Origin of the sequence: Streptococcus suis (assembly GCF_002964045.1) — a bacterium.
Classification (GTDB): Bacteria; Bacillota; Bacilli; order Lactobacillales; family Streptococcaceae; genus Streptococcus; species Streptococcus suis_U.
In genome coordinates this window covers 1-353 of sequence record NZ_POPB01000176.1, presented here as the reverse complement: position 1 = coordinate 353, position 353 = coordinate 1, and the positions used below count along the sequence as shown (strand labels likewise).

The following is a 353-nucleotide window of genomic DNA, read 5'->3' as shown; positions in this document are numbered from 1 at the left end:
CAATCTATTCATCTGATCAATGAAAATTACTCAAATCATCAGATGAAATCGGATAGTTTACAGGCCCACAGGAATATCTTAATGGCTATCAAGCAACGCCACCCTGTTGCGGCTTATGACAGCATGTTAGCACATATTATATCAGTAAGACAGGTTGTTTTAAGCGAATGGTTCGATAAAGATATGACCTTGCATGGTCTCAACGATCATAAATAGAAATACAAAATAGATAGCCCAGAAGAATTCTTCTGGGTATTTTTTGCTTTTTTTATTGACAAATCATCTGATGAATTGTATACTATAACTATAAATGACAACGCTTTCTAATTGGAGGTCAAGATGTTAAAGCAATT

General features: G+C 34.3%; 1 pseudogene. It reads left to right on the top strand.

Annotation, left to right across the window (positions count from 1 at the left end):
* Positions 1-216: pseudogene (locus tag C1E99_RS01140) on the top strand (FadR family transcriptional regulator); the annotation flags it as partial.
* Positions 217-353: the final 137 nt, after the last annotated feature.